Source organism: Ralstonia sp. SET104 (assembly GCF_003851545.1).
Classification (GTDB): Bacteria; Pseudomonadota; Gammaproteobacteria; order Burkholderiales; family Burkholderiaceae; genus Ralstonia.
Genome location: NZ_BHVX01000006.1, coordinates 73,209 through 96,028, shown reverse-complemented (window position 1 = coordinate 96,028; position 22,820 = coordinate 73,209). Strand labels below are relative to the sequence as shown.

The following is a 22,820-nucleotide window of genomic DNA, read 5'->3' as shown; positions in this document are numbered from 1 at the left end:
CCGGCACCGATTGGCCACCCAAAGCATCGGATGGCCAAGCATTTCCCGCACGCGATGTGCGGCATCAAGCGCAACACATTGACCACCCGTTATCACCCACCCTATATTGCGCTAAAGGCACATGTCCTGACTCCTGACTCCTGACGCCGGCCCGCCCGCGGGATGCCTCCGGCACACAACCGATCCGCATGACCGATTCCATCTGGACGCCCCTGCTGCTCTCCCTCAAGGTGGCGGGCTGGGCGACCGCCCTCAACCTCGTTCTGGGCGTGGCCGCCGCCTACGCGCTGGCGCGCATGCGCAGCCGCGCGCGCGACGTCATCGATTCAATCTTGACGCTGCCCCTGGTGCTGCCACCCACGGTGCTCGGCTATTACCTGCTGGTGCTGCTGGGCCGGCGCGGCACGATCGGCGGGTGGCTCGACAGCATCGGCATCCAGCTCGTCTTTACATGGCAAGGGGCAGTGATTGCCTCCACCGTGGTGGCGTTTCCGCTGGTCATGAAATCGGCACGCGCGGCCTTTGAAGGTGTGGATCACCAACTGGAAAACGCAGCGCGTGTGCTTGGCCTGCCCGAAGCTGCGGTGTTCTTTCGCGTCACGCTGCCGCTGGCCGCACGCGGCATCGCTGCGGGTGTGCTGCTGGCGTTCGCGCGTGCGCTGGGCGAATTCGGTGCCACGCTCATGATTGCCGGCAACCTGCCCGGCCGCACACAGACGCTCTCCGTCGCCATCTACGAAGCCGTGCAAGCCGGCGACGATGCCACGGCCAATACGCTCGTGCTGATCACCTCGCTCACCTGCATCGTCGTGCTGGTGGTGGCCAGCCGCTTGCTGCAAGGGCACGCGCCGAGCCTGCAGGAGCAGCCAGCATGAGCGCAGCCATGGTTGATCTCGTCGTACAGAAAACGCTGACGAGCGCGGCACGCGTGTTCTCTCTCGACATTGCCGTACGTTCGGAGAGTCATCGCGTGGTGCTGTACGGGCCGTCCGGCGCCGGCAAAAGCCTCACGCTGCGCGCCATCGCCGGCCTGATGACGCCCGAGCGTGGCCGCATCGTGCTCAATGGCCGCACGCTGTTCGACCACGCCGAGGGCATCAACCTCAACGTGCAGGAACGCCGCGTCGGCTATCTCTTTCAGGACTACGCGCTGTTCAACCACCTGACAGTGGCGCAGAACATCGCGTTCGGGCTCAAGCGCGGGTGGTTCAACCCACCGCGCCGTACACATGACCCGCGCGTACAGCAGTGGATCGACATGTTCGAGCTGGGCGCCGTGGCCGCCAATTACCCGGTACAGATTTCCGGTGGCCAGCGTCAGCGCGTCGCCCTGGCCCGCGCGCTCATCGCCGCGCCTTCGATGCTGCTGCTCGATGAACCTTTTGCCGCGCTCGACCCGGCGCTGCGCACGCGCATGCGTTCGGAGCTGTCTGCGCTGCAAGCGCGGCTGCAAGTGCCGATGCTGATGATCACGCACGACCCGGCTGATGTAGAGATCTTCGGTGACCACGTATTTGAGTTGCGCGATGGCCGTGTCGTGGCCGATGCAGTGCGCTCGTCCGATGCGCCGCTACTGTCGCCATATTCGCATTTGACGGCAGTGGCGAACCGCTAGAACACGCCCAAGGCAAGCCCTGTCGCCATCGCCTGCCCGAGCGCCCGGCAGCATTCCAGATCGTCTGCGCCGATCTGCTTGGGGGCCAGAATGGCCGCGGGCGTTTGCGCCTGCGTGCAGACGATGATCGGCTCGGCCACAGGCTTGAGCCGCCAGCCAGTGGCAATGCGTTCAAGCTGACGCACCGCGTTCTGGCCGTCACTGCCCGCGCAGATCAGGCACGCGTATGGGCGGCCATTGATACGGTCGAGTGCCGGGTAATAGCAGCGGTCAAAAAAATCCTTGAGCTGACCGCTGATGGCCGCGAGGTTTTCTGGCGTGGCGAAGATGTAGCCGTCCGCCGCAAGCACGTCGTCGGGGCCGGCTTGCGCCGCATGCAGCAAGCGCACCGTAACGCCACCCTCCTCAGCGGCGCCCGACTTCGCGGCTTCGGCCATCTGGCGCGTGCCGCCCGTCATCGAGTGATAGACGATCAGCAGAGTCTTGGGCGTCATTGGAAGCTTAGGCCAAGCCCAGAATCACGCTCGACGCCTCGAACACGGCCACGGCTTCCACGCCTTCAGCCAGCGCCAGCGTCTGCACAGCCGTGCGCGAGAGCATGGCCACCAGCACGGTTTCCGCAGCCGGCGGGGCATTCGTATCGAGCAGGCGCAGCCGGACTTCTGCCTGCACCGCGCCAACGCGGATATCCGTCACCACGCACTGCAACTGATTTTCTGCAGAGACACGCCATCCGCCGTCCCCGCGCATCAGCATCACGGCTGGCGCCTTGATGAGCGCCACAGCCTGCACGCCGGGCGCCAACTCCAGGGCGTGCGTGCTTTCCTGCGTGATGGTGGCGGCAACAGCCTGGCCGCCGGGCAAGCGCAACGTCACCACATCGGTGACGGCGCCTGATGCTACGGATTCCACCGTGCCGAACAGCGTATTGCGCGCGCTCGTGCGCAGCATCAGGCGGCGCAGCAGGTTGACGTCTTCGCTGGCGGCTTGTGCAGCGGCATCCAGGCGCTCGACAAAGCGGCGGTGCTCGGCTTCCAGCACGCGAAAGCTCTCGATCAACCGTTGCGCGCGCGGCGTCAGCACGCTGCCGCCACCGCCTCTGCCGCCCGTGGTACGTACCACCAGGGGCTCGCCGGCCAAGTTATTCATGGTGTCGATGGCGTCCCACGCGGCTTTGTAGGACAAGCCCACGGCCTTGGCGCCAGCGGTGATGGAGCCGGTCTTCCCGATGGCAGCCAGCAGTTCGATCCGGCCGCGGCCACCCCAGTTGTCTTCACCGGCGCGCAGCCAGATGGTGCCGTCGAGTTCCAGCATGTCGTCTCGTTTTGGATGGAGATTGCAACATGCGGATGTTAACGCTGATCGGGATGCAATCGTGGCCGATACGCACTCAAGCCGTCATCAAGCGTGGCGTACGCACATGCAGCAACACCGAGCGCGAGAGCAGCAACCCGCCCAGGAAGCCGAACAGCGCACTGAACAGCGTCATGAAGCTGGCGGAGTGCGAGACTTCCGGATGCATCACCAACATCACGTTGTAGGCATAACGCGCGGTGAACAGGCCCACGATCACCACCATCGGCACCCAACTGCCGGGCACGCGCACGGTGCTGGCCGTCTCCGGCACGGCGCCGCTGGGCGCAGACATATACGTCAACAGGAACGCCACCAAACCGGCAACCAGCCACATCGTGAACGCCAGCGGGCTGCCATGGCTTGCCATCAACACGCCGTAGAGCGAGTACGCGGCCACCACCAGCGGCAGCACGATCAAACGGCGGCGCGACACGATGCGGGGCTGCATCTGGCGCGCGCCGATAGCAATCAGCACGGCAAACACCACGAATACCCAGGCGGGCGTATGCGACACGATGGAGGTAATCGATTCGAGCATGGCGGTCTCCCTGTTGGAATGACGCCAGCTTAGGTGCCGGCCCCCGCACGCGGGAGCGGATTGCGACGAATGGCAGAAACGCCGGCGTGAACCGCCCGGTCAGCCCACGCAGTCAGCCGAGTGCAGCGCGCACGCCGGCATCCACCACCGAGAGATGCGCCCGCAGCAAGCGGTCGAACCCTTCGGCCGTCACGGGCTTGCCGATGTAGTAGCCCTGGATTTCCTGGCAACCCGCCTTGGCCAGGAATTCCACCTGATCAGCGTCTTCCACACCTTCGGCGGTAACGGTCATGCCCAGGGCACGCGCCATGGCGACGATGGCCTCGGTCAGCGCCACGGAATCCGGATCGCCCGGTATGCCGGTGATGAACGAACGGTCGATCTTCACGTTGCTGATCGGGAAGCGCTGCAGATACGACAGCGATGAATACCCCGTACCGAAGTCGTCGATGGAGATGCGAATGCCGCGCGCGGTGAGCGCGTCGAACATCGGGCGGATTTCATCCGCCCCGCCCATCAGCAGGCTTTCGGTAATTTCAACCTCCAGCGCGGTGGGCGGCAGGCCGGTGTCGGCCAGCGTCTGCTCAATCATCGGCACCACATCGCCGGCCTGGAATTGGCGCGCCGACAGGTTGACCGCCATGCGGAAGTCGTAGCCGAGCGCTTCGTACCACGTCACAGCCTGTTCACACGCGCGGCGCAACACCCAAGCGCCAATCGGCACGATCAAGCCGGTCTCTTCCGCCACAGGGATGAACTCCACCGGCGAAATCGCGCCGAGCTTGGCGCTGTTCCAGCGCAGCAGCGCCTCGGCACCGACGATCCGATGGCTGGCCAGGTCGTACTTGGGCTGATAGACGAGTTGCAACTCGTTGTTATCACGCGCATCACGCAGCGCATTTTCCAGCGTGTAGCGGCGTTGCAGGCGGGCGTTCAGTTCAGCCGTATAGAACTGCGCGCGGTTGCGGCCGTTCTGCTTGGCGCGATACATGGCGGCGTCAGCCGAGCGCAGCAGGTCGGAACCCGAAATACCGTCATGCGGATACAGCGCCACGCCAATCGACACGCCCAGGTAATAGCGGCCGTTGACGGTATCAAACGGCTCCCGCATGGCCTGAAGCAACCGCTCAGCCAACAGCGCAATGCGTTTGCCCTCGACGCGCTGGTCGATCAGGATGACGAATTCGTCGCCGCCCAGGCGGGCGATCACGTCGCCGGGGCCGATGCTATCGGTCAGGCGCGCGGCGGCGCTTTGCAGCAGTGTGTCGCCGCAGGCATGGCCGGCGGTATCGTTCACGCTCTTGAAGCGGTCGAGGTCGAGGAAGAAGAGCGCCAGTTCGCGGCTCTCGTCGCGCGCATTTTCAATGGCGCTTTCCAGATGCTCGATGAAGAAGCTGCGGTTGGTCAGCCCCGTGAGCGCATCGTGCGCGGCCAGATGGCGCAGGCGCTGCTCGGCGCGTTTGATGTCGGTGATATCGGCAAACGACAGCATCACGCTGCTCGCCACCGGATCGGTATGCCGACGGATCGGAATGATGTTCAGCCGTACCCACACCAGTTCGCCGGTCTTGAGCAGCAAGCCGTAGATGCGGCCGAGAATCGGCTCGCCGCTGCGCTGCGCGGTGTATGACGGCAGCGCGCTCAGCGGCACCTCGTCACCGTTTTCGTCAACCACGCGTTGCAGCGGGTCCAGCCGGTTGCCGCCGACCAGTCGGCCAGGCCGTACGCGCAGGATGCGCTCGGCGCTGGCATTGGCCGCCAGCACCATGCCATCCAGCGACTGGATCAGCACGCCTTCATGCAAATGAGAAATAGCCAGCCGGTAGCGCTCTTCGCTTTCGGCCAGACCACGTTCGATGGAATCCTTCTGGATGGCGACGCCTGCCAGATGCGTAACGTCGTCGAGGAAATGCTGCTCTTCTTCCACGGGCATGCTCGGCTGTCGATAAAACAGCGCCAGCACACCAAGCTTGTCCCCGCGCGACGAGCGGATCGGCAACGCCCATGCGGAAGCAAAGCCCGCACCCAGTGCCGCCGTGCGCTCGTGCTGCCAGCGCGGGTCGGTCGCAATGTTGTCGATGAGGACGGTGTCGCCCAGGTAGACGGCGCAACCGCATGCGCCGGCATCGGGGCCGACGGGTGTGTTTTCCAGCGTGGCGGCATAGGCTGCTGGCAGCGTGGGCGCGGCGGCCACACGCAGGGTCTGGGAGTCGGTATCCAGCAACAACAACGCCGACATGGCATTCGGATAGACCTGCTCGACGTACAGGCACAGGTGGCGCAGCACGGTCGACAGCGTCGCGTTGGAGGCGAGTTGCGCAAGCACGGCGTTCTCCGAAGCAAGCAGGCGGCGCGCATGCAAGGCTTCGGCGCGGGCCTGTACGGCGTGGCGCTCCAGCGAATGGCGCGATACGGCCTCGCGCAGCACAAGCATGACGGCAGGCTGGCCTTCGTGCTCGCACGCGGCAGCTTCGCTGGCCACCAGCACGTGGGTGTAGTCAGCACGCACCAGCCGATGTTCGACCGGCTGAACGGAGGCGCCACTGCTCACCATGCCGGCCAGGCGCGGGACTACCTGAGTAACGTCATCGGGATGGATCAGACCGGCGAGTTGCAGCCCAGTCAGTTGCGCCGGACTTTGGGCACCCAACAAGCGCGCGGCAGCCGGGTTGGCTCGCACCACGCGCCCGTCGACCGTCAGCAGGACAGCGTCGGACGAGAGCCGCGACAGCGCGTCGAAATCGGTACCGCGCGCTCCTGTCGTCGCCCAAACCGTGGCCGCCGCCGGACGTGGCGCGGCCTGGGGGCCCGGCGCAACGTCTGCAGGAGAGGCTCCGGCCGGGGCCGGAAGAGACTGGGTCATGAGCAATGCGATAGCGTGAGCGATAACGGCAACTGCGACTGCGACTGCGATGAGAAAGCGTGATGCGAGACTACACGCGTCACGATCCTAACCACAACGGCGCGCCAGCAGAAAACTGAAGGGCGCTGCGCAATATCCGCGACGGGCGCATGGCGCAAGAAAAAACCCGCGCTCAGTTGACGAGGCGCGGGTTGAAATCTCTGGACCGTGTCGATCTGTTCCAGAGAGGAGAACCGACTCATAAGCGAATGGATGCGGTGTTACGTTGCATCGCTTCCATGGTGTAAATCATAGTGGCCCCTCGAAGAAACAAACAACGGAAAAGACAGGGGTTTTCCCCCTATTTTTATTTTCCGCCGACCCATTTGTTTTAGCACTGCACGAACCCCACTGCGACTTGTCCCATCCGCGCGTACGAGCCTTGTATGCAGCCTGTTTCACGATGCCGACGGTGTCATAAGAAAATCCCCCCGGCATATTGGTTGGTCGCCACATTGATTAAAATGTTCCGCCGCCCGATTATGTCGATCACATGAAACATTTAGCGCAGACAAAATCACGCGCGGGGTGACTGATGAGGCAGATTGCCGCGTCAAGTTCGGGCGTGGCGTGCCGTTATTGCTCGAAAGAGCGCGCCTGCCCCGTGACGTTGCAGGCGCAATTTGGATGCCCGTATCTGGACTGTCATGCCGTCTCTGTCTTCCCCCGATCGATCGCTCTGGCGGGGCACCACCCGGTTGCTGATTGCCGTGAGCGCGCTGGCCGCGCTGGTTGCGCTGGTTGCGTTACCGCGTGCGAGGGCTTCCACGCCGCCCGCCGCCGCGCCTGCTCCTGGCCGAGCGCCTGTTGCCGCGCCCGCCCCGGTTCCGTCCCCCAAAAACACCAAGGCCACGACTGTTGCCTCCAACGCCCCGACCTGTCAGGCAATCATGCGGCGTCTGTCTGGCAGCCTGGCCGGTACGCCCAGCACCGCCGACAAGCCCGGCACCGTGATGATCGACGTCGACAAAGCGGGCGTAATGATGGCGTGCAGCCATTCCGACTCGATTGCCATCCCCGTACCGGGTGGCAAGCCCCGATGACGCTTTTCGTCTTCGCCCGCCGTGTCATGGCCGGCATGCTGGCAGCGGCGGCGATACTGCCTGTGTTGTCCATTCAGGCCACGGGCGCGGAACGCTGGATCACACTCCCCGACCAACCAGACAGCTATACCTCGCTCGATGTGGGCAGCATCCAGCGCATGCCCAGCGGCCCGGTGAGCGCCTGGGTGCGCGTGGAAGCGTCCAACCGCGCGGGCATGCGTTCATTGCAGCGCATGTTCGGCGCATTTCGCGGCGACATGGCCGACTTTCTGTATACCGTCGACTGCCGCACCCGGCAGTTCTCGGTCTCGCGAGCCAAGCTGTATCAGGGTGCGCTGACCGTCAGCGAAAAGCAGCACGCCAACGATGCCGGCTGGCAACGCGTGGACAGCGTCGGCCTAGCGAATGAAGTTGCACGTCAGCTCTGCGGCGGATAGCGTTTCTGCCCCACCCTTTGCGCGCGCATCACGCTGCCATCGTTGGTAACATCGACGCGTGCGCCGCGCCCCCACTTCTCCCTCGTCTCAAGCTGCTGACCCTCGCGTCACCGCAGACGCAAGCGTCTTCGGCACGCTCGCACGCGGCTCGCGCGCGTCGCTCGAGCGCGTTGCGAATCTGGGCGACGGCGTCACGGCCGCCATCTGGCGCAACGAACACGACGAGGCGCGCTATACCCAGCCTGGGCACCACACGCTGTCGGTCTATCTGCAGGGCGGTTACACCACGCACCGGCAGGATCTGCCCAACCTGTTCGGCGCGCCAGGGCGCGTGTGCATGCTGCCGGCCGAGCATCAATCGAGCTGGGTCATCGAGCAGCCGATGCGCTTCGTTCATCTGTATTTCGCGCCCGACGCGCTGGCCGGGCACGCCGTGCGCCTGCTCGATGCAGAGCCCCGCCTGTTCACGCTGCACGACCGCACCTTCATCGAAGACGTACATCTCGCACAGGCCTGCGCGAACATCGCCCAGCTCGAATGGAGCGACCCGGACGACCGCATGCGCGCCAACGCGCTGGCAAACGACACGCTGTCGTATCTCGTGCAGACACAGGGCCGCACGCGTGCGCTGGCCGTGCGCGGCGGGCTCGCGCCGCATGTGTGCCGACGCATTGCCGCCCGCATCGATGCCGAGCTGCATCTGCCGCTATCGCTATCGCTCGGACAGTTGGCGGCCGAAGCGAACCTGTCGGAATTCCATTTCGCGCGGATGTTTCGTGCGTCGTTCGGCGTGGCGCCGCATGAGTGGGTAATGCAGCAGCGCATGGCGCGTGCGCAAACGCTGCTGCGCACAACCACCCTGCCGCTGGCGACGATTGCCGAGCGCTGCGGCTTTGCCAGCGCGAGCCATTTCAGCCGGCGCTTCGGCATGCAACTGGGCGCGTCGCCATCTCGTTACCGGCAGGCTTGGCAACGCGCGTAAGCCGCAATCTGCCACGTCAATAACCGAACGACCGTACATCGCGCGATCACCCCCAATCGGCCGGCAAGCTGCGCCGGACTAGCGTTTTCCACGATAGAGGTGCATTGGCGCGCGCAGTAACGTGGAGTTGGGTTCCCCATGGAGACTGCCATGTTTACCCATATCCTCTTGCCGACCGATGGCTCCGAACAGTGCCGCAAGTCCATCGAAGGCGCACTCAAGCTGGCGCGTGCCACCGGTTGCCGCCTGACCGCCTACACCTGCATCGAAGAATTCCCCAACCTGGCCTATTCGGCCGGTGTGGGCGAGTGTCCGCATGCGCACTACATGGAAACGGTGCAGGGCTACGCGAAGGACTGTATCGAGCACATCGCGGAGCGTGCCCAGGAAGAAGGCGTGCAGTTCGACAGCGATGTATCGCAATTTCCCGAGCCCTATCTGGGCATCCTGGATGCGGCGAAGCGGCACGCATGCGATGTCATTTTCATGGCATCGCACGGGCACCGCAGCCTGATGGGGCGACTGCTGATCGGCAACGAGACGCGCAAGGTGCTGACCTACGCGCACGTGCCGGTGGTGGTCTACCGCTAGGTGCGGCAGACCGCTGCTTACATCGTCGGCACCGGTTCGAGCCCGCTTTCGCCGGGCTCAAGTTCGGCCACGCGCTGGGCTTCTCGCTCGCCGACCTGCTTGCGCTGTTCCGGCGTGAGCACCTGCATGATCCTGGCGCTGGCCTGCGCACGCAATTGCGCTTCGCGGGCCACGGCGCGGCCCAGTGATTCAGTCAAGGCGCGCGCACGCGCCTCGTCATACTGGCCAGACACCACCATCAGATGCAGATCGCGACGGGCATGCTCGATGGCCTTGTGCTGCTCGCGCGCTTCGGGCATCTGCGCATATTCAATGGCGAACACTTTGTCGCGTTGCGCTTCGCTCAGCTTCAGACCGTGCAGGAAGAACGCGCCGCCATGATGCGGCCCCATGCCACGCGGGCCACCGGGGCCAGCGGGTCCATTTGGGCCGCCGGGGCCAGCGGGGCCAAAACCGGGGCCGGGGCCACAGCCCATCATGCCCGGACCGTGTGGTGACGTGGGCGGCATGGGTGATAGCGGCACCGCACCGGGCGCGGCAGTCTGCGCCAGTGCGGCGCACGAAAGCAAAAGCCCGGCAGCAACGCCAGCCAGGCGGCGAGAAGTCACAGCAATCATGATGAGGCTCCTGATGAGATCGTCGACCGGACGTACCAGCCATACGCCCACTGTAGCCATCGACGCTGCACCAACGGTGGGCAAACAGAGGAGTTTTCTTGAACCTCAGGCGTCGAGTCGATAACCCACGCCGTAGACGGAGTGGATCATGTCGGTGCCCGCGCTCACCTGCTCCATCTTGCGGCGCAGGTTCTTGATGTGCGTATCGATCGTGCGATCGGTCACGATGCGGTGGTCGTCGTAGATCTGCTCAAGCAGGTTCGAGCGCGACAGAATCCGCCCCGGCGCCCCCGCCAGCGCGGCCAGCAGGCGAAACTCCACTGGCGTGAGGTCGAGGCGCTGGCCGCGCAGCGTGGCGGCATAGGCAGCGCCGTCAATCTGCAAGGCGCTTTCCGGCAAACCGCCGGCGCGCTGCACACGGCGCAGGATGGTCTTGATGCGCGCCACCAGTTCGCGCGGGCTGAAGGGCTTGCAGACGTAGTCGTCGGCGCCAAGCTCAAGGCCGAGCAGGCGGTCGATCTCTTCCACGCGCGCCGTCACCATGACGATGGGCACCTCGCTGAATGCGCGCACCTCGCGGCAGATTTCCAGGCCGTCCTTGCCGGGCAGCATCAGGTCGAGCAGCACGAGTTCGGGCATGGTCTCTCGAATGCGCTGCGCGGCGTGCGTGCCATCGGCCAGGCACTCGGTCTCGTAGTGAGCGGCGCGCAGATAGTCAGTCATCAACGCGGCCAGCTTGGGTTCGTCTTCAATGATCAGAATCATGGTCGGCTAGCGGGTCAAGCACATCAAGAATGGGCAGGCGGATAGCAATCCAAAGCCCGCCCAGCGGCGAAGGTTTGGCTTCAATGGTGCCGCCGTGCGCGGCGACGATGGTCTGGCACAGGCTCAGGCCCAGGCCAGCCCCGCCCTGCGCACGGCTGCGCGAGGCATCGACACGGAACAGGCGGTCGAAGATGCGCGGGAGCATCGCCTCGGGCACGCCCGGCGCGCTGTCCTGCACGTCGATCTGCTGCCAGTCACCGTCCTGGTGGATGTGCACACGCAGCGTGCCGCCGGCGTCGGTATAGCGCAGCGTGTTCTCCAGCAGGTTCTGCATGACCTGGCGCAGGCGCTGCGGATCCCCACTGATCAGCGTTGCGTGCGATGGCGCTGCCGGCACATCCAGTTGCAGCGCGATGCGCTTTTCCATCAGGCGCGGTGTAAAGCCCTGCACAGCGCTGCATACGGTATCGGCCAGATCCAGCGGCTCCATGTGAAAGGCGAGCGCGCCCACGTCAGCCAGCGAGAGTTCGTATAAATCATCGATGAGCTTGCTGAGCGTCGCCACCTCCGCCTGCAAGGAGGCAAGCGAGGTGGCGCTCAGCGGCCGCACGCCATCTTCCAGCGCCTCCAGCTCGCCACGCAGCACGGCCAGGGGCGTGCGCAGCTCGTGCGAGATGTCCGCCGTGAGCTGACGGCGCATCTTCTGGTTGGCTTCCAGCGAGGTGGCGAGGTGGTTGAAGTCGGCCGCGAGGCCACCGAGTTCGTCGCGCGAATGCACGTCGACGCGGGTGGCGTAGTCGCCGTCGGCCATGCGGCGCGCGGCCTCGGTCAACCGGCGCATCGGGGCCAGCAGACCGCGCGCGAGCAGCACGGCCACCAACGCCGCCAGCAGGACCGACAGCCCGGCAATGATCCACGTGGCGCGCAATTGCTGCGCCTGGAAGGCCTGGTCTGCGCCTTCGGGCACGCGCATGCGCGGCGGCATGGCCAGCCAGCCGACGGTCTGGCCGTTATGGTGCAGTTCGTGCCACTGCGCGTTGGGCCCGAGCGGCGGGCCCTCTCCGATGATGACGTTGCGCCCGGCATCGAGCAGCCAGATCGGCGAATGCGGCATCGGCGGCTCGCCGGGCGGATGCGGCGGCAGGGTGCCAGCGGGTGGCGGACCCGGTGGCGGACCGGATGGCGGACCGGATGGCGCTGGCATGTCATGGTCCATGCCGGGCGGGAACGGGCCAAAGCGGCGGCCCGCTTGCGGCTCGGGGCGGTCGCCCCCCATGCCGTTGGCGCGGGCATGCGCGCTCTCGCGGCGCAACAGGCGGAACCACGCCCCGCGATCGTTGCGCAGGAAATCCCAGTTGCCGTGCTGCGCGTAGGCCGCCTCGACCCCCTGCGCGAGCGCAGCCATGCGCTCGGCTTCGCGCGCGTTCACGTAGTCGAGAAAGTTGGCGTCAAAGCGCCAGCGCACCGCCGCGCCCATAGCGAGCGCAACGACGATGCTCAGCATGAACAACGCAACGAACAGCTTGGAGGTGATACCGAAAGACGGGCGCATGGATCAGTCAGGACGGCCTGGCGCCGCCGGCGGGAGCGATGCTCGCACTGCCCGAGGCAGGCGCGGCCTCATCTTACCGGGCGTGCTGCCGAAAAAACGCCAGCATACCAACCGCTTGCGCGCGAAAAATGAGCGAAATGCGAAGAAGGCGTATGCTGCTGCCACGCCGCACACCCGCTCATCTCGCATTCCGCCCTCACAAGGAGCCGCCCTTGCCCCGCCGGCCCGCGTTCTCAATGCATCGCTGTGCCATGGGCGGCGTGCAGGCCGTTGCCGCAGATTCCGGCCGCACGTTCCCCCGCCATACACACGGGCAATTCGGCATTGGCATCGTGGATCGCGGCGCGCAGAAGTCATTCAGCGGACGGGGCATGGTGCAAGCCAGCGCGGGCGACGTCATCACGGTCAACCCGCTTGAAGTGCACGATGGCACACCAATCGGCGATGCCGGCCGCGCGTGGCGCATGCTTTACCTCGACCCCGGCGTGGTCGCCGGCTTGGCGAGGGACTTGCGCCCGCGCCACCACGGCAACGCCGAATTTGACCATCCCGTCATCCACCACGCGAACCTCGCTCGCAGCGTCCGCCTGCTGTTTGCGCAGATGACGGCGCCCGCCGCCCAAAGCGATGCGCTGCTGCGCGAGCAACTGCTGCTCTGCGTGCTGGCAGACGCGCTGCACGCCGCCAACCACCGCGCAGACGAGGCCCCCGATGCCATCCGGCACGCCCGCACCCGCATCGACGACGACCCGGCTGCCACCATCTCCCTGCTCGACCTCGCGCACGAAACCGGCTTGAGCCGCTTCCAGGTGTTGCGCGGTTTTGCCCGCGCAACCGGCCTCACCCCGCACGCTTATCAGGTGCAACGGCGCGTGGCCCTTGCACGCAGGCTGATCGTGCAGGGCCAGCCGTTGGCGGAAGTGGCGGCCGCGTGCGGCTTTGCCGACCAGAGCCACATGACGCGCCAGTTCGTACGCAAGTACGGCGTATCGCCGGGCATGGTGGCGGCGGCGCGCTAGCTAAACCGCACTCGCTGCAATTTCGTTCAAGACGCGCGCACCGTGTGCGCCCATCCTGCGGTTTCCACACATGCAGGATGCGATATGTCCAAACGACGCGAAGGTTGTCTCTACCTTGCCCTGGCGATGGTGCTGGTGGGCAGCACAGTAGCGGCCAGCAAGATCATCGCGGCAGGCTTGCCGCCATTCACAGCGACGGCGCTGCGCTTTGCACTGGCGCTGCCCCTGTTCCTCATCGCGATGCGCATAACGGGCGCGCGCTGGCCGGTGCTCTCACCCGGCGCATGGGGGTTGCTGTTCCTGCAAGCGGCGGCCGGCAGCGTGGGCTACACGACGCTACTGATTTCGGGGTTGCGGCATACCTCGGCGGCCAATGCGGGCGTGATCATCGGGACGCTGCCGGTGGTGTCGGCGCTCATTGCCATCGTGCTGCTGGGTGAGCGGCCTGGGCGCGCGGTGCTGGGCGCGATTGCGCTGGCCACGGCGGGCGTGCTGGCGATTGCGTTCCAGCCGGGCGGCAACGCAGCGCATGCGTTGTTGGGCAATCTGCTGGTGATGGGTGCGGTGCTGTGCGAGGGCCTGTTCATCCTGCTCAACAAGCGGCTACGCACGCCGGTGCCGCCGCTGGCGCTGTCGGCATTGATGAGCGCATTCGGCTTGATGACGGCGCTGCTGCCCGCGCTGTGGGAAGCGCCATGGCAGTTGCATGCCTCTGCGCAGACAACGCACGCGCTGGCCGCAGTGGCGTACTACGCCATCGTGCCGACAGTCGGTGGTTTTGTGCTCTGGTATGCCGGGGCCGCGCGCGTGAGCGGCGCAGAGGCATCGCTCTTCACCGCGCTGGCGCCGGTGGCAGCGGTGGTGTTTGCGGCAGCGCTGCTCGGCGAGGCCATCACCACGCGCCAGGTGGGCGGCATTGCGTGCGTGCTGGCCGCCGTGTTGAGCCTCGGCTTGGCGCGCACGCCGACACCCGCGTCAACGGCGTCTTAGGCTTCCGCCTCGGGCGCCGTTACCTCTTCCATGCGCTCGATGCGCACCCGCACGATGCGGCGGCTGGCGGCTTCGAGGATCAAAAAACGCAGGTCGTGGCGCACCAGCGTGTCGCCCACTTCAGGGAGGCGATCCCATTGGTTGAAGAGATAGCCGCCCAGGCTCGTGGCGCCTCCGCCTTCGTCCAGCAGCCAGTCCACGTGCAGCACGTCTTCGAGCTGGCGCAGGTCGGCCTCGCCGGCCACTTCCCAACAGCCATCGCTGACTTCGACCACGCCCAGACGCTCGTCTTCATCGGGAAATTCACCCGCAATGGCTTCGAGCACGTCGATGGGCGTCACCACGCCCTGCACCACGTCCAGCGGATCCGTCACCACCAGCATGCGCCCCCGCGCACGCTTGAGCTGATCCATCAGGCGCAGGATGCCGATGCTGTCAGACACCTTGAGCGCGGGCTTCACGCTGCGCTCCACATCGATGGCGCCACGCGTGTCGAGATCGCCCATCAAGTCCTTGGCGCGCGCCACGCCCACCAGGTCGTCCAGCCCGCCTCGGCACACCGGAAACTGGTTGTGCGGCACGGCCAGCAGAAGTTGGCGCGTGACGGCCACATCAGCGTCCAGATCCACCCACGAGATATCGTGGCGCGGGGTCATGATCGAGCGCACAGAGCGCTCGGCCAGGTCCAGCACGCCGCTGACCATGCTGCGCTCTTCGGGGCGGAACACGGTTTCGGACACGGGCTGGCCAGCCTCGTGCGACGCCGCCTCATGCGATTCGGCATCTGCCGGCGCGCCACGGCGCTCGCCCAGCAGGCTCAGCACGGCATCGGCGGTGCGCTCGCGCAGCGGGCGGCGGCGCTCGTAGCGCACGGTATTGCGCTGCGCAACCTGGTTGAAGAACTCGATCAGAATCGAGAAACCGATGGCTGCATACAAATAGCCCTTCGGAATATGAAAGCCCAGCCCCTCTGCAACGAGCGAGAAGCCGATCATCAACAGGAAGCTCAGGCACAGCACCACCACCGTGCGATGCGCATTGACAAAGTCCGTCAACGGACGCGAGGCAAACAGCATGGCGCCCATGGCAATCACCACGGCCGTCATCATCACCGGCAGATCGTTGACCATGCCAACCGCGGTGATCACAGAGTCGAGGGAGAACACCGCATCCAGAATGACCACCTGCACGATCACATTCCAGAACTTGCCGTGGCCGGTGCCATGGCTTTCGTCCTGCGGTTCACCATCCAGGCGCTCATGCAGTTCGGACGTGGCCTTGAACAGCAGGAAGAAACCACCCAGCAGCAGGATGATGGAGCGGCCTGACAGATCGACCGGCCCCAGTGTGAGCAGCGGCTTGGTAAGCCCGATCAGCCACGACATGGCCGCCAGCAGCACCATGCGCATCAGCAAGGCCAGGCCCAGCCCGATCATCCGGGCGCGATCGCGCAGCGCCGGCGGCAGCTTGTTGACCAGGATGGCGATGAAAACGAGGTTGTCGATGCCGAGAACAATCTCGAGCACCACCAGGGTGAACAGGCCGATCCAGATGGACGGGTCAGCAAGCCAGGTCATAGCGGGAAGTAGAAGACAGCAGAAACGCAATCCGCCGATGATAACCGCAGCACACCCACGGCCTTACGCGAATCCCGCGTAAGGCGTTGCAACAAACGGGCCGCCGGGTTCGGCTGCCTGTTCAGCGCTGCGCAACCCGATTGCCGTTTTTGGCGCCGGACGATGCTGCCCGCGCAGGGCGGTAGCCGTCAGTCAATGTGTTGAGGAAGGCAACGATGTCGCGCACGTCAGCCTCGGACAGCACGGGCTTGTCACCGGGCTTGCCGCCAAACGGGGGCTCCATATTGACGTTGGCGCGGTACTGGGGCGGCAGGTCGTCAAACTTGTCGACCGTGCCGTCCGCCTTGCGCGGATACCACTTTTGCGGTTGCGTATCGCGCTGGGCGTAGAAGCGCACCGCGTCTTCCAGCGAGTGGATGGCGCCGTTGTGGAAGAAGGTCTTGCGCAGCGCCACATTGCGCAGTGATGGCGTACGGAACCGGCCGCAATACTCGGCACGATCCTTCAGGTCGGTCCGGTCGGGGCCGCACAGGCCCAGATCGAAGAACTTCGGGTCTGCATTGCCGGCCAGCGCGCGATTACGAGGAATGCCCACTGCAATGTGGCCGAAATCGGTAAAGGCCGGGAAGGCGCCGTCCTGCTTGATGGCGCTGACATGGCACGAAGCGCAGTTGCCCTTGGCCGGATCGGCAAACGCCTGAAGACCGCGCATCTCCTGCGCCGACAGCTTGACCTGCTTGCGCAAAAACGCGTCGTACTTGCTGTCGTACGGATAGAACTCCGACGGCGTTTGCTGGAAGACTTCCAACGCCATGAGCGCAGCGCGGAACGCCGTGTCTTCGTTGTCGAGAATGTCGGCGCCGAACACCTGGCGGAAGGCCTGCGCGTGGCGGCCCCCATGTACGGTCCGCAGCTTGGCCACCACACTGGCTGGCGTGCCGTTGGCCATCTCATGCCCAGACAGCAACGGAATGCGCGCCTGATCGTGGGTGGAGGACACGCGGCCGTCCCAGGTGTAGCCGCCGGTGGGGCCCTGGTCTTCGGAGTCGTTGCCGTCGTTGTCGTAGAAGTGCTCGGTGAACGGGGGCATCTTCTGGAGATAGCGCAGCGACGGTGCCGCGCGTACGCCAGTCTTGTCCATCCCGGGGCCACCGACCTGCACAGCCAGGTCGTTGGACGGGCCATACGCGTGCGTCGGGCTGTGGCAGCTCGCGCAAGCCAGCTTGCCGGAGGCTGACAGCGCGGGATCCAGAAACAGTGCCTTGCCGAGCGCCGCCATGGCCGGTACTGCGGGCCGGCGCGTCATCAGCATTGCGTAGAAAGCCTTCTCGTAGGCCGGCGCAGCGGCTGCCTGCGACTTGGCCGCAGCCGCTGCTGCGGGCTCTGGTGCCGCGGCCTGCGCCTCCAACGGTTCGCCTCGCCCGCACGCGGCCAGCCCGGCAAGGGCGAGCACCGAAACGGCAACTACGCGGACAGCGGCGACGGGCAGGAGACGATGACGCATTGAAGACGGACGGAACCATGAGGGTTGCAGAACCTAGCACGTCGACCATGACATTTTCATGTCGTCAAGCCGCTGTCATGCGCGTGCCCGATGTTGTCCCATGGCTTCAGACGCTCGGTCACACCGCCCCTTGCCCTGACCGCGGCCATCGATGCGGTTTACGCCGGCATTGGTGCCCCATGTGACGCTTCATCACCGATTTGTCATACAAAACGTCCAGACTCCGGTTCGCTTTCGTCCCCAACACAACAACCCAGGGAAATCATGAGCCGAGTTTTCCGTCTTTTGCCCCTGACCGCGCTGGTCGCGGCCAGTGTGTCTGCCTGCGGTGGCAGCGATTCCAACAGTGCCTCGACCGGGTCCACCTCGGGTGTCGTGACCGGCAGCTACTTCGAGCATGCCAAAGTCTGTATCGATGCCAACAGCAACGGCAAGTGCGACGCCAATGAAGCCGCCACGTACACCGATGCTAAGGGCAATTATTCGCTGACCGGCCAGGGTAACGTCGTGGTGGAAGTCGGCACCGATGCCTTCCGCAACGATCCGGACACGGGCGCGCACGACGCCATCACGCAGCCGCTGGTGTTCCGCGCACCGGCCAGCGCCAACGCCGTCGTCAGCGCCATCTCGACCGAGCTGGCCACCCTGATGGACGATAACGGCGGCGACCTCAAGGCCGCCAAGACCGCGCTCGCTCAGCGCCTGGACGTGGCTGAAGACAAGCTGCTGGCCGACCACAACAAGGAAACCGACCCGGCCGTCAAGGATGTACTGAAGTCGGAAATCGACCATGTCATCGAGCTGATCGCCGATGCGAAGGCCAATGACGCCGATTTCAACAAGGGGCTCCGCGAGCGCGTCAGGAACCACCAACTGCTGGCCAAGAACGTCAAGAACATTGTTGTGATCTACGCGGAAAACCGCGGCTTCGACAACCTGTACGGCCTGTTCCCGGGCGCTAACGGCGTGCCGGGCGTGAACCCGACCTCCACGGGCACCGCCGTTGCGCAGAAGGACTTCGATGGCTCCGTGCTGCCGGTGCTGCCGCAGACCTGGGGCGGCCTGACCGCCCCCGGCCAGAGCGTGACCGTCACGCAGGCACAGACGGCCAACTGGCCCAACAAGCCGTTCCAGATTGACGATCCGAAGGGCGTCAACGGCACCGGCGTGGTCGTGCCGCAAAGCGTGATCACCACCGACCTGGTGCACCGCTTCTACAACAACCAGATGCAGATCAACGGCGGCAAGAACGACAAGTTCCCCGCCTACTCGGATGCCGGCGGCCTGTCGATGGGCTACTACGACGGCAGCAAGATGTCCATGTGGAACATCGCCAAGCAATACGTGCTGGCTGACAACTTCTACATGGGCGCGTTCGGGGGTTCGTTCCTGAACCACCAGTACCTGGTCTGCGCCTGCGTTCCGAAGTACCCGAATGCTGACACTTCGGTCGCCAAGGGCAAGATCGCGGCCATCGATACCGATGCCAACGGCAACTTCGTCCGTCTGACGCCGGCCGCCACCAGCCCGAGCTCGGCGCTGAACGGCCCCGCCACGTACCTGAACGACGGCGCCATCACGCCGAAGGATGCATCGGGCATGTTCTACGCCGTCAACACGATGCAGCCGCCGTACCAGCCGAGCGGCAACACGGCTGCCACCGGCGGCAACGCCACCCTTGCCGATGCGTCCAAGCCCTCGACCATGCCGGCGCAGTCGCAGACCACCGTCGGTGACCTGCTGAGCGCCCGTCATATCGATTGGGCCTGGTACGCTGGCGCCTGGAGTACCGCCCAGACGGACCGCACCGTCATCTACGGCGGTACGACGCAGTTCCAGCCGCATCACCAGGCGTTCAACTACTTCACCCGCTTCGATCCGACCACCACCACCGGCGCAGCCGAGCGTGCCGCTCACCTGAAGGACTACGACGCCTCGTTCCTGCAGGACGCTGCTGCCGGCAAGCTGCCGCCCGTGGCCTTCTACAAGCCGCAGGGCAACCTGAACCAGCACCCGGGTTACGCCAGCGTGGCTGACGGTGACGCCCATATCGCCAACGTGATCGCCCAACTGCAGAAGAGCCCGCAGTGGAAGAACATGGTGATCGTGGTGACGTATGACGAAAACGGCGGCTTCTACGACCACGCCGCAGTGCCGAAGGCCGACCGCTGGGGCCCGGGCACGCGTATCCCGGCGATCATCGTCTCGCCGTTCGCCAAGAAGGGCTTCGTCGACCATACGCAGTACGACACGGCCTCGATCCTGCGCCTGATCACGCACCGCTTTGCCCTGCCGCAACTGGCGGGCCTGAAGGAGCGCGACCGTGCCCTGGTCAACAACGGCAACAAGCCGATGGGTGACCTGACCAACGCGCTGGACTTCTCGCAGATGCAATAACGCAGCAGCGCAGTCCTCACAAAAAAGGCGGCCCGGAGCAATCCTGGCCGTCTTTTTCTTTGCCCGCTATTTGCCCTTCTTCTTACCGGTGGGCTTTTCGCTCTCCAGCGTCTCTAGCCGCATCCCCACCTTGATCGTCACCTGCCAGTGCGCGATCTTGCCGTCGACCAGGTGCCCGCGCGTTTCCAGCACTTCAAACCAGTCGAGGTGTTTGAGCGTCTCGCCCGCTCGCCCGACGGCGTTGCGGATAGCCGCGTCACTGGAGTCGGGAGAAGAACCGACCAGCTCGATCATCTTGTAAGTATGGGAACCCATATCGCCTCCTTGTTGGCATGGTTGGAACGTTGGCAGGGTGTCTGCCTGCACGCGCTGAGCATGGGGTGAGCATGCGGTGCGCGCACCATGGCACTTACCAGAATGGCACCTGTCCGCGCGCCCTGATAGCCCGAATTTGCATGCGGCAGAAGCGCTTGGCGGTTAATTGCGTTTACAAATCTGACAAATCTCGTCAGCCCATCGACGCGCGACGTCAAACCCACGCATGCATTCATGACCGGGCCGCAGTTGATGTGCCACTTTTCGGGCGGATGCTCAGCGCAGCCCGCCAAACCGGGCTGGTACGAAACCTGCATTGGGGTGCGCACCCGTTTCCCCCAAGAGGAGGCGCCATGCGCCACCCCGAACAACAAGCACCCGCCTCATATTCGCCGCTGTCAGCGGTGCCGCCGGCGCCACCTGCCACGCCGGAAACCGCACGCCTGGTGGCTGAAACCATCCCCTTCAATCTTGAGCGTGGTGGCCTGAATATCGAGGCCACCTACTCGGCCCGCAACGGCATCGTGACGGTCAAATACCGGGGCAAAACGCTGTCGACGTATTCGCCGCAGGGCGACATGGCCGACTACAAGGCGGTCGCGCGCCAACTACTCACCGTCATGCTGACCATCTGACCGGCTGCTCCCTTTCTCCGTCAATGCCGGGCTTTTGCCGTGCTGTGCGCGGGGCGGCCAAACTCGGCACGCAAGGCGTCCTTGGCTCGCTCCAGGATCTGGCGCCGGCCAGCGCTGAGGTTGCGCCCCGCCCGATTGATATAGAACGTCAGCATTGACATGGCCGACTGGAATGCCGCCCCCTTGCGCCGCCGGCTGTGTTCGGCCGATGCCTTGAGCGAGGCCGCAATACGCGCAGCGCTGCGCGACTTGAAGATGTCGGGTTCGATATCCAGCGCGTCGCTTGTCTCCATCACATGGTGCGACCAGCGACGGCCCTTCGACTTGGCCGGGCCCGGTTTCGACTTGGCATGGGACGTTGCCATGATGAAATCTCCTGTAATGAGGTATCAGCAATTTCGCAAGCCGCGTACCCGCGCGGGCGGTTACAGCGGGCGGACTTCCGTTACGATGACGAGCGCTTCACCCCGCTTTTCCGCCCCCTTCATTTACCGCCGGCCTCCGGCATGCATTCAACGTGTCTGGCGACGCTGGTCTTTCCTCCGCTTCTTGCGCATCCACGCAAACGCTGTCGCATGCGCCGTTCTCCTACCCCGCTTTCCGGCTGTTCTGGTTTGCAAGGCTCTCAACCACCTTCGCGTATCAGATGTTCGGGGTGGCCGTCGGCTGGCAGATCTACGAGCTGACGCGCAGCGCCTATGTGCTCGGGCTGGTCGGGCTGGCGCAGTTCCTGCCGTCAGTCGTGCTGGTGCTGGCCTCCGGCCATGTTGCCGACCGCTACGACCGCCGGTACGTAGTGCGCGCCTGCCAGGCGATCGAAGCGCTGGTGGCGGTCGCGCTGGCCGTGATGGCTGCCAATGGGCACACTGGTGTGCAGCCGATCTTCCTGTGCGTGGTGATACTCGGCGCGATGCGCGCGTTCGAGACACCAACGCTGCAGGCACTGCTGCCATCGCTGGTGCCTCCACAGGCATTGCCGCGCGCGGTGGCGCTGTCCAGCTCAGCAGGGCAGACCGGCGTCATCCTGGGGCCGGCGCTGGGCGGCTTTCTGTATGTGGCCGGCGCGCCGGTGGTGTATGCCACAGCCGCCGGGCTGTTTTTGTTTGCGCATGTATTGCTGGCGCTGGTGCGCATGGAGCGCGCAGTGCCGCGCAGCACACCAGTGAGCCTCGAATCGCTGTTCGCGGGCATCGTGTTCATCAAGGGGCGGCCGGTGGTGCTAGGCGCCATTTCGCTGGACCTGTTTGCCGTGCTGCTGGGCGGCGCGACGGCGCTGCTGCCGATCTACGCGCGCGACATCCTTGGCACAGGCGCATGGGGGTTGGGGCTGCTGCGCTCGGCGCCGGCGGTGGGGGCGCTGGGCATGGCGCTCTTCCTGGCGCACCGTCCGCTGGATCGGCATGTTGGCCGTGTGATGTTTGGCGCCGTAGCCGTGTTCGGGCTGGCCACGCTGGTGTTCGGGGTCTCACGCTGGCTGCCGCTGTCGATGCTGGCCCTGGTGCTGCTGGGTGCGTCGGACATGATCAGCGTGGTGATCCGGACTTCGCTGGTGCAGCTCGATACGCCCGATGCCATGCGCGGGCGGGTGAGCGCGGTCAATTCGGTGTTCATCGGCGCGTCCAACCAGTTAGGCGAATTCGAATCGGGGATGGTGGCCGGGCTGCTGGGGCCGGTGGCTTCGGTGGTGATTGGTGGCATCGGCACGCTGTTGGTGGTGGCAATCTGGATGCGGCTGTTCCCTGCCCTGACGCACCGCGACCGCATGCGCGATCCGCATCCGGAGCACGCCGGACACCCCCCGTCAGGGGGATAAGCCCCCGAACCCGCGCCGCTGCTGGCCTGAGCAACAATCTGGCGCTGTCTTGCAGGCGTGTCAGCGAAACCCCGATGGCATCGGCGACGGTCACTTCGTATCCTGACTCACCCTCGCCCGCTTTGTTTTACGCCCGGTATTGCTGCGCCCGACTGTGACGTCCATTCCGCCC

General features: G+C 65.2%; 22 protein-coding genes. 11 read left to right on the top strand and 11 right to left on the bottom strand.

Going from position 1 to position 22,820, the window contains the following annotated elements; genetic code table 11:
* Window positions 1–188 precede the first annotated feature (188 nt).
* Window positions 189–875: a molybdate ABC transporter permease subunit gene (gene modB, locus PSUB009319_RS09730; protein ID WP_124382024.1), complete on the top strand. Its 687-nt coding sequence runs from the start codon at window positions 189–191 to the stop codon at window positions 873–875.
* On the top strand, window positions 872–1,615 hold the full coding sequence (locus tag PSUB009319_RS09725; RefSeq protein WP_124382023.1) for an ABC transporter ATP-binding protein: 744 nt from the start codon (window positions 872–874) through the stop codon (window positions 1,613–1,615). Before modB ends, PSUB009319_RS09725 begins: the two co-directional genes overlap by 4 nt.
* On the opposite strand, the gene PSUB009319_RS09720 is transcribed toward PSUB009319_RS09725, so the two are convergent.
* The 4 genes from PSUB009319_RS09720 to PSUB009319_RS09705 form a co-directional block, all read right to left on the bottom strand.
* Window positions 1,612–2,109, bottom strand: a complete 498-nt coding sequence (locus tag PSUB009319_RS09720; protein ID WP_124382022.1) for a flavodoxin family protein — start codon at window positions 2,107–2,109, stop codon at window positions 1,612–1,614. The two genes, PSUB009319_RS09725 and PSUB009319_RS09720, sit on opposite strands and share 4 nt — an antisense overlap.
* A 7-nt stretch (window positions 2,110–2,116) precedes the next feature.
* The gene (locus tag PSUB009319_RS09715; RefSeq protein WP_124382021.1) at window positions 2,117–2,929 is read right to left on the bottom strand and encodes a TOBE domain-containing protein; all 813 of its coding nucleotides are present in this window, start codon (window positions 2,927–2,929) and stop codon (window positions 2,117–2,119) included.
* A gap of 76 nt (window positions 2,930–3,005) precedes the next feature.
* Entirely contained in the window at window positions 3,006–3,509 is a 504-nt protein-coding gene (locus PSUB009319_RS09710; protein WP_124382020.1) for a DUF6622 family protein, read from the bottom strand.
* Between the two features lie 112 nt (window positions 3,510–3,621).
* Window positions 3,622–6,372, bottom strand: coding sequence for an EAL domain-containing protein (locus PSUB009319_RS09705; RefSeq protein WP_124382019.1), 2,751 nt, complete (start codon window positions 6,370–6,372; stop codon window positions 3,622–3,624).
* A 686-nt stretch (window positions 6,373–7,058) separates the two neighbouring features.
* On the opposite strand from PSUB009319_RS09705, the gene PSUB009319_RS09695 reads away from it, so the two are divergent.
* From PSUB009319_RS09695 to PSUB009319_RS09680, 4 genes are all read left to right on the top strand, one after another.
* Window positions 7,059–7,454 carry a glycoprotein gene (locus PSUB009319_RS09695; protein WP_124382017.1) on the top strand — a complete coding sequence of 132 codons (396 nt, stop codon included), beginning with the start codon at window positions 7,059–7,061 and terminating at the stop codon, window positions 7,452–7,454.
* Window positions 7,451–7,891, top strand: coding sequence for a hypothetical protein (locus PSUB009319_RS09690; RefSeq protein WP_124382016.1), 441 nt, complete (start codon window positions 7,451–7,453; stop codon window positions 7,889–7,891). The genes PSUB009319_RS09695 and PSUB009319_RS09690 overlap by 4 nt, the downstream gene beginning before the upstream one ends.
* Before the next feature lie 58 nt (window positions 7,892–7,949).
* Window positions 7,950–8,873, top strand: a complete 924-nt coding sequence (locus PSUB009319_RS09685; protein ID WP_124382015.1) for a helix-turn-helix domain-containing protein — start codon at window positions 7,950–7,952, stop codon at window positions 8,871–8,873.
* A gap of 150 nt (window positions 8,874–9,023) precedes the next feature.
* On the top strand, window positions 9,024–9,464 hold the full coding sequence (locus PSUB009319_RS09680) for a universal stress protein (protein WP_124382014.1): 441 nt from the start codon (window positions 9,024–9,026) through the stop codon (window positions 9,462–9,464).
* Between the two features lie 17 nt (window positions 9,465–9,481).
* On the opposite strand, the gene PSUB009319_RS09675 is transcribed toward PSUB009319_RS09680, so the two are convergent.
* From PSUB009319_RS09675 to PSUB009319_RS09665, 3 genes are all read right to left on the bottom strand, one after another.
* Window positions 9,482–10,081 (bottom strand): periplasmic heavy metal sensor, encoded by a 600-nt coding sequence (locus tag PSUB009319_RS09675; protein ID WP_124382013.1) that lies wholly within the window; start codon window positions 10,079–10,081, stop codon window positions 9,482–9,484.
* A 105-nt stretch (window positions 10,082–10,186) separates the two neighbouring features.
* Entirely contained in the window at window positions 10,187–10,846 is a 660-nt protein-coding gene (locus PSUB009319_RS09670; protein ID WP_124382012.1) for a response regulator, read from the bottom strand.
* Window positions 10,830–12,398 carry an ATP-binding protein gene (locus PSUB009319_RS09665; protein ID WP_124382011.1) on the bottom strand — a complete coding sequence of 523 codons (1,569 nt, stop codon included), beginning with the start codon at window positions 12,396–12,398 and terminating at the stop codon, window positions 10,830–10,832. The genes PSUB009319_RS09670 and PSUB009319_RS09665 overlap by 17 nt, the downstream gene beginning before the upstream one ends.
* A gap of 236 nt (window positions 12,399–12,634) precedes the next feature.
* On the opposite strand from PSUB009319_RS09665, the gene PSUB009319_RS09660 reads away from it, so the two are divergent.
* Both PSUB009319_RS09660 and PSUB009319_RS09655 read left to right on the top strand, forming a co-directional pair.
* Entirely contained in the window at window positions 12,635–13,417 is a 783-nt protein-coding gene (locus tag PSUB009319_RS09660) for an AraC family transcriptional regulator (RefSeq protein ID WP_260392929.1), read from the top strand.
* 84 nt (window positions 13,418–13,501) lie between these two features.
* Window positions 13,502–14,407, top strand: coding sequence for a DMT family transporter (locus PSUB009319_RS09655; RefSeq protein ID WP_124382010.1), 906 nt, complete (start codon window positions 13,502–13,504; stop codon window positions 14,405–14,407).
* Here PSUB009319_RS09655 and PSUB009319_RS09650 read toward each other — a convergent pair.
* Together PSUB009319_RS09650 and PSUB009319_RS09645 are read right to left on the bottom strand one after the other, a co-directional pair.
* On the bottom strand, window positions 14,404–15,984 hold the full coding sequence (locus PSUB009319_RS09650) for a TerC family protein (RefSeq protein ID WP_124382009.1): 1,581 nt from the start codon (window positions 15,982–15,984) through the stop codon (window positions 14,404–14,406). The genes PSUB009319_RS09655 and PSUB009319_RS09650 overlap by 4 nt on opposite strands.
* Before the next feature lie 121 nt (window positions 15,985–16,105).
* Complete coding sequence (locus PSUB009319_RS09645; protein ID WP_124382008.1) at window positions 16,106–17,488, bottom strand: cytochrome-c peroxidase; 1,383 nt, start codon at window positions 17,486–17,488, stop codon at window positions 16,106–16,108.
* A 264-nt stretch (window positions 17,489–17,752) separates the two neighbouring features.
* On the opposite strand from PSUB009319_RS09645, the gene PSUB009319_RS09640 reads away from it, so the two are divergent.
* On the top strand, window positions 17,753–19,885 hold the full coding sequence (locus tag PSUB009319_RS09640) for an acid phosphatase (RefSeq protein WP_124382007.1): 2,133 nt from the start codon (window positions 17,753–17,755) through the stop codon (window positions 19,883–19,885).
* Window positions 19,886–19,951: 66 nt separating this feature from the next.
* On the opposite strand, the gene PSUB009319_RS09635 is transcribed toward PSUB009319_RS09640, so the two are convergent.
* The gene (locus PSUB009319_RS09635; RefSeq protein WP_124382006.1) at window positions 19,952–20,200 is read right to left on the bottom strand and encodes a dodecin; all 249 of its coding nucleotides are present in this window, start codon (window positions 20,198–20,200) and stop codon (window positions 19,952–19,954) included.
* Between the two features lie 353 nt (window positions 20,201–20,553).
* Here PSUB009319_RS09635 and PSUB009319_RS09630 point away from each other — a divergent pair, with 353 nt between their 5' ends.
* Entirely contained in the window at window positions 20,554–20,835 is a 282-nt protein-coding gene (locus PSUB009319_RS09630; RefSeq protein WP_124382005.1) for a hypothetical protein, read from the top strand.
* A 20-nt stretch (window positions 20,836–20,855) separates the two neighbouring features.
* Here PSUB009319_RS09630 and PSUB009319_RS09625 read toward each other — a convergent pair whose 3' ends face one another.
* A complete protein-coding gene (locus PSUB009319_RS09625) occupies window positions 20,856–21,200 on the bottom strand; it encodes a DUF3175 domain-containing protein (protein WP_124382004.1) in 345 nt (114 codons plus the stop codon).
* Window positions 21,201–21,352: 152 nt separating this feature from the next.
* On the opposite strand from PSUB009319_RS09625, the gene PSUB009319_RS09620 reads away from it, so the two are divergent.
* Window positions 21,353–22,648, top strand: a complete 1,296-nt coding sequence (locus PSUB009319_RS09620; RefSeq protein ID WP_124382003.1) for an MFS transporter — start codon at window positions 21,353–21,355, stop codon at window positions 22,646–22,648.
* Window positions 22,649–22,820: the final 172 nt, after the last annotated feature.

Bases quoted from the DNA above. Each gene is read 5' to 3' on its own strand.
- PSUB009319_RS09640 (WP_124382007.1), top strand. From the start codon at position 17,753: ATGAGCCGAGTTTTCCGTCTTTTGCCCCTGACCGCGCTGGTCGCGGCC.
- PSUB009319_RS09670 (WP_124382012.1), bottom strand. From the start codon at position 10,846: ATGATTCTGATCATTGAAGACGAACCCAAGCTGGCCGCGTTGATGACT.
- PSUB009319_RS09710 (WP_124382020.1), bottom strand. From the start codon at position 3,509: ATGCTCGAATCGATTACCTCCATCGTGTCGCATACGCCCGCCTGGGTA.
- PSUB009319_RS09645 (WP_124382008.1), bottom strand. From the start codon at position 17,488: ATGCGTCATCGTCTCCTGCCCGTCGCCGCTGTCCGCGTAGTTGCCGTT.
- PSUB009319_RS09715 (WP_124382021.1), bottom strand. From the start codon at position 2,929: ATGCTGGAACTCGACGGCACCATCTGGCTGCGCGCCGGTGAAGACAAC.
- PSUB009319_RS09690 (WP_124382016.1), top strand. From the start codon at position 7,451: ATGACGCTTTTCGTCTTCGCCCGCCGTGTCATGGCCGGCATGCTGGCA.
- PSUB009319_RS09720 (WP_124382022.1), bottom strand. From the start codon at position 2,109: ATGACGCCCAAGACTCTGCTGATCGTCTATCACTCGATGACGGGCGGC.
- PSUB009319_RS09660 (WP_260392929.1), top strand. From the start codon at position 12,635: ATGCATCGCTGTGCCATGGGCGGCGTGCAGGCCGTTGCCGCAGATTCC.
- PSUB009319_RS09655 (WP_124382010.1), top strand. From the start codon at position 13,502: ATGTCCAAACGACGCGAAGGTTGTCTCTACCTTGCCCTGGCGATGGTG.
- modB (WP_124382024.1), top strand. From the start codon at position 189: ATGACCGATTCCATCTGGACGCCCCTGCTGCTCTCCCTCAAGGTGGCG.
- PSUB009319_RS09705 (WP_124382019.1), bottom strand. From the start codon at position 6,372: ATGACCCAGTCTCTTCCGGCCCCGGCCGGAGCCTCTCCTGCAGACGTT.
- PSUB009319_RS09725 (WP_124382023.1), top strand. From the start codon at position 872: ATGAGCGCAGCCATGGTTGATCTCGTCGTACAGAAAACGCTGACGAGC.
- PSUB009319_RS09625 (WP_124382004.1), bottom strand. From the start codon at position 21,200: ATGGCAACGTCCCATGCCAAGTCGAAACCGGGCCCGGCCAAGTCGAAG.
- PSUB009319_RS09635 (WP_124382006.1), bottom strand. From the start codon at position 20,200: ATGGGTTCCCATACTTACAAGATGATCGAGCTGGTCGGTTCTTCTCCC.
- PSUB009319_RS09630 (WP_124382005.1), top strand. From the start codon at position 20,554: ATGCGCCACCCCGAACAACAAGCACCCGCCTCATATTCGCCGCTGTCA.
- PSUB009319_RS09695 (WP_124382017.1), top strand. From the start codon at position 7,059: ATGCCGTCTCTGTCTTCCCCCGATCGATCGCTCTGGCGGGGCACCACC.
- PSUB009319_RS09650 (WP_124382009.1), bottom strand. From the start codon at position 15,984: ATGACCTGGCTTGCTGACCCGTCCATCTGGATCGGCCTGTTCACCCTG.
- PSUB009319_RS09665 (WP_124382011.1), bottom strand. From the start codon at position 12,398: ATGCGCCCGTCTTTCGGTATCACCTCCAAGCTGTTCGTTGCGTTGTTC.
- PSUB009319_RS09675 (WP_124382013.1), bottom strand. From the start codon at position 10,081: ATGATTGCTGTGACTTCTCGCCGCCTGGCTGGCGTTGCTGCCGGGCTT.
- PSUB009319_RS09680 (WP_124382014.1), top strand. From the start codon at position 9,024: ATGTTTACCCATATCCTCTTGCCGACCGATGGCTCCGAACAGTGCCGC.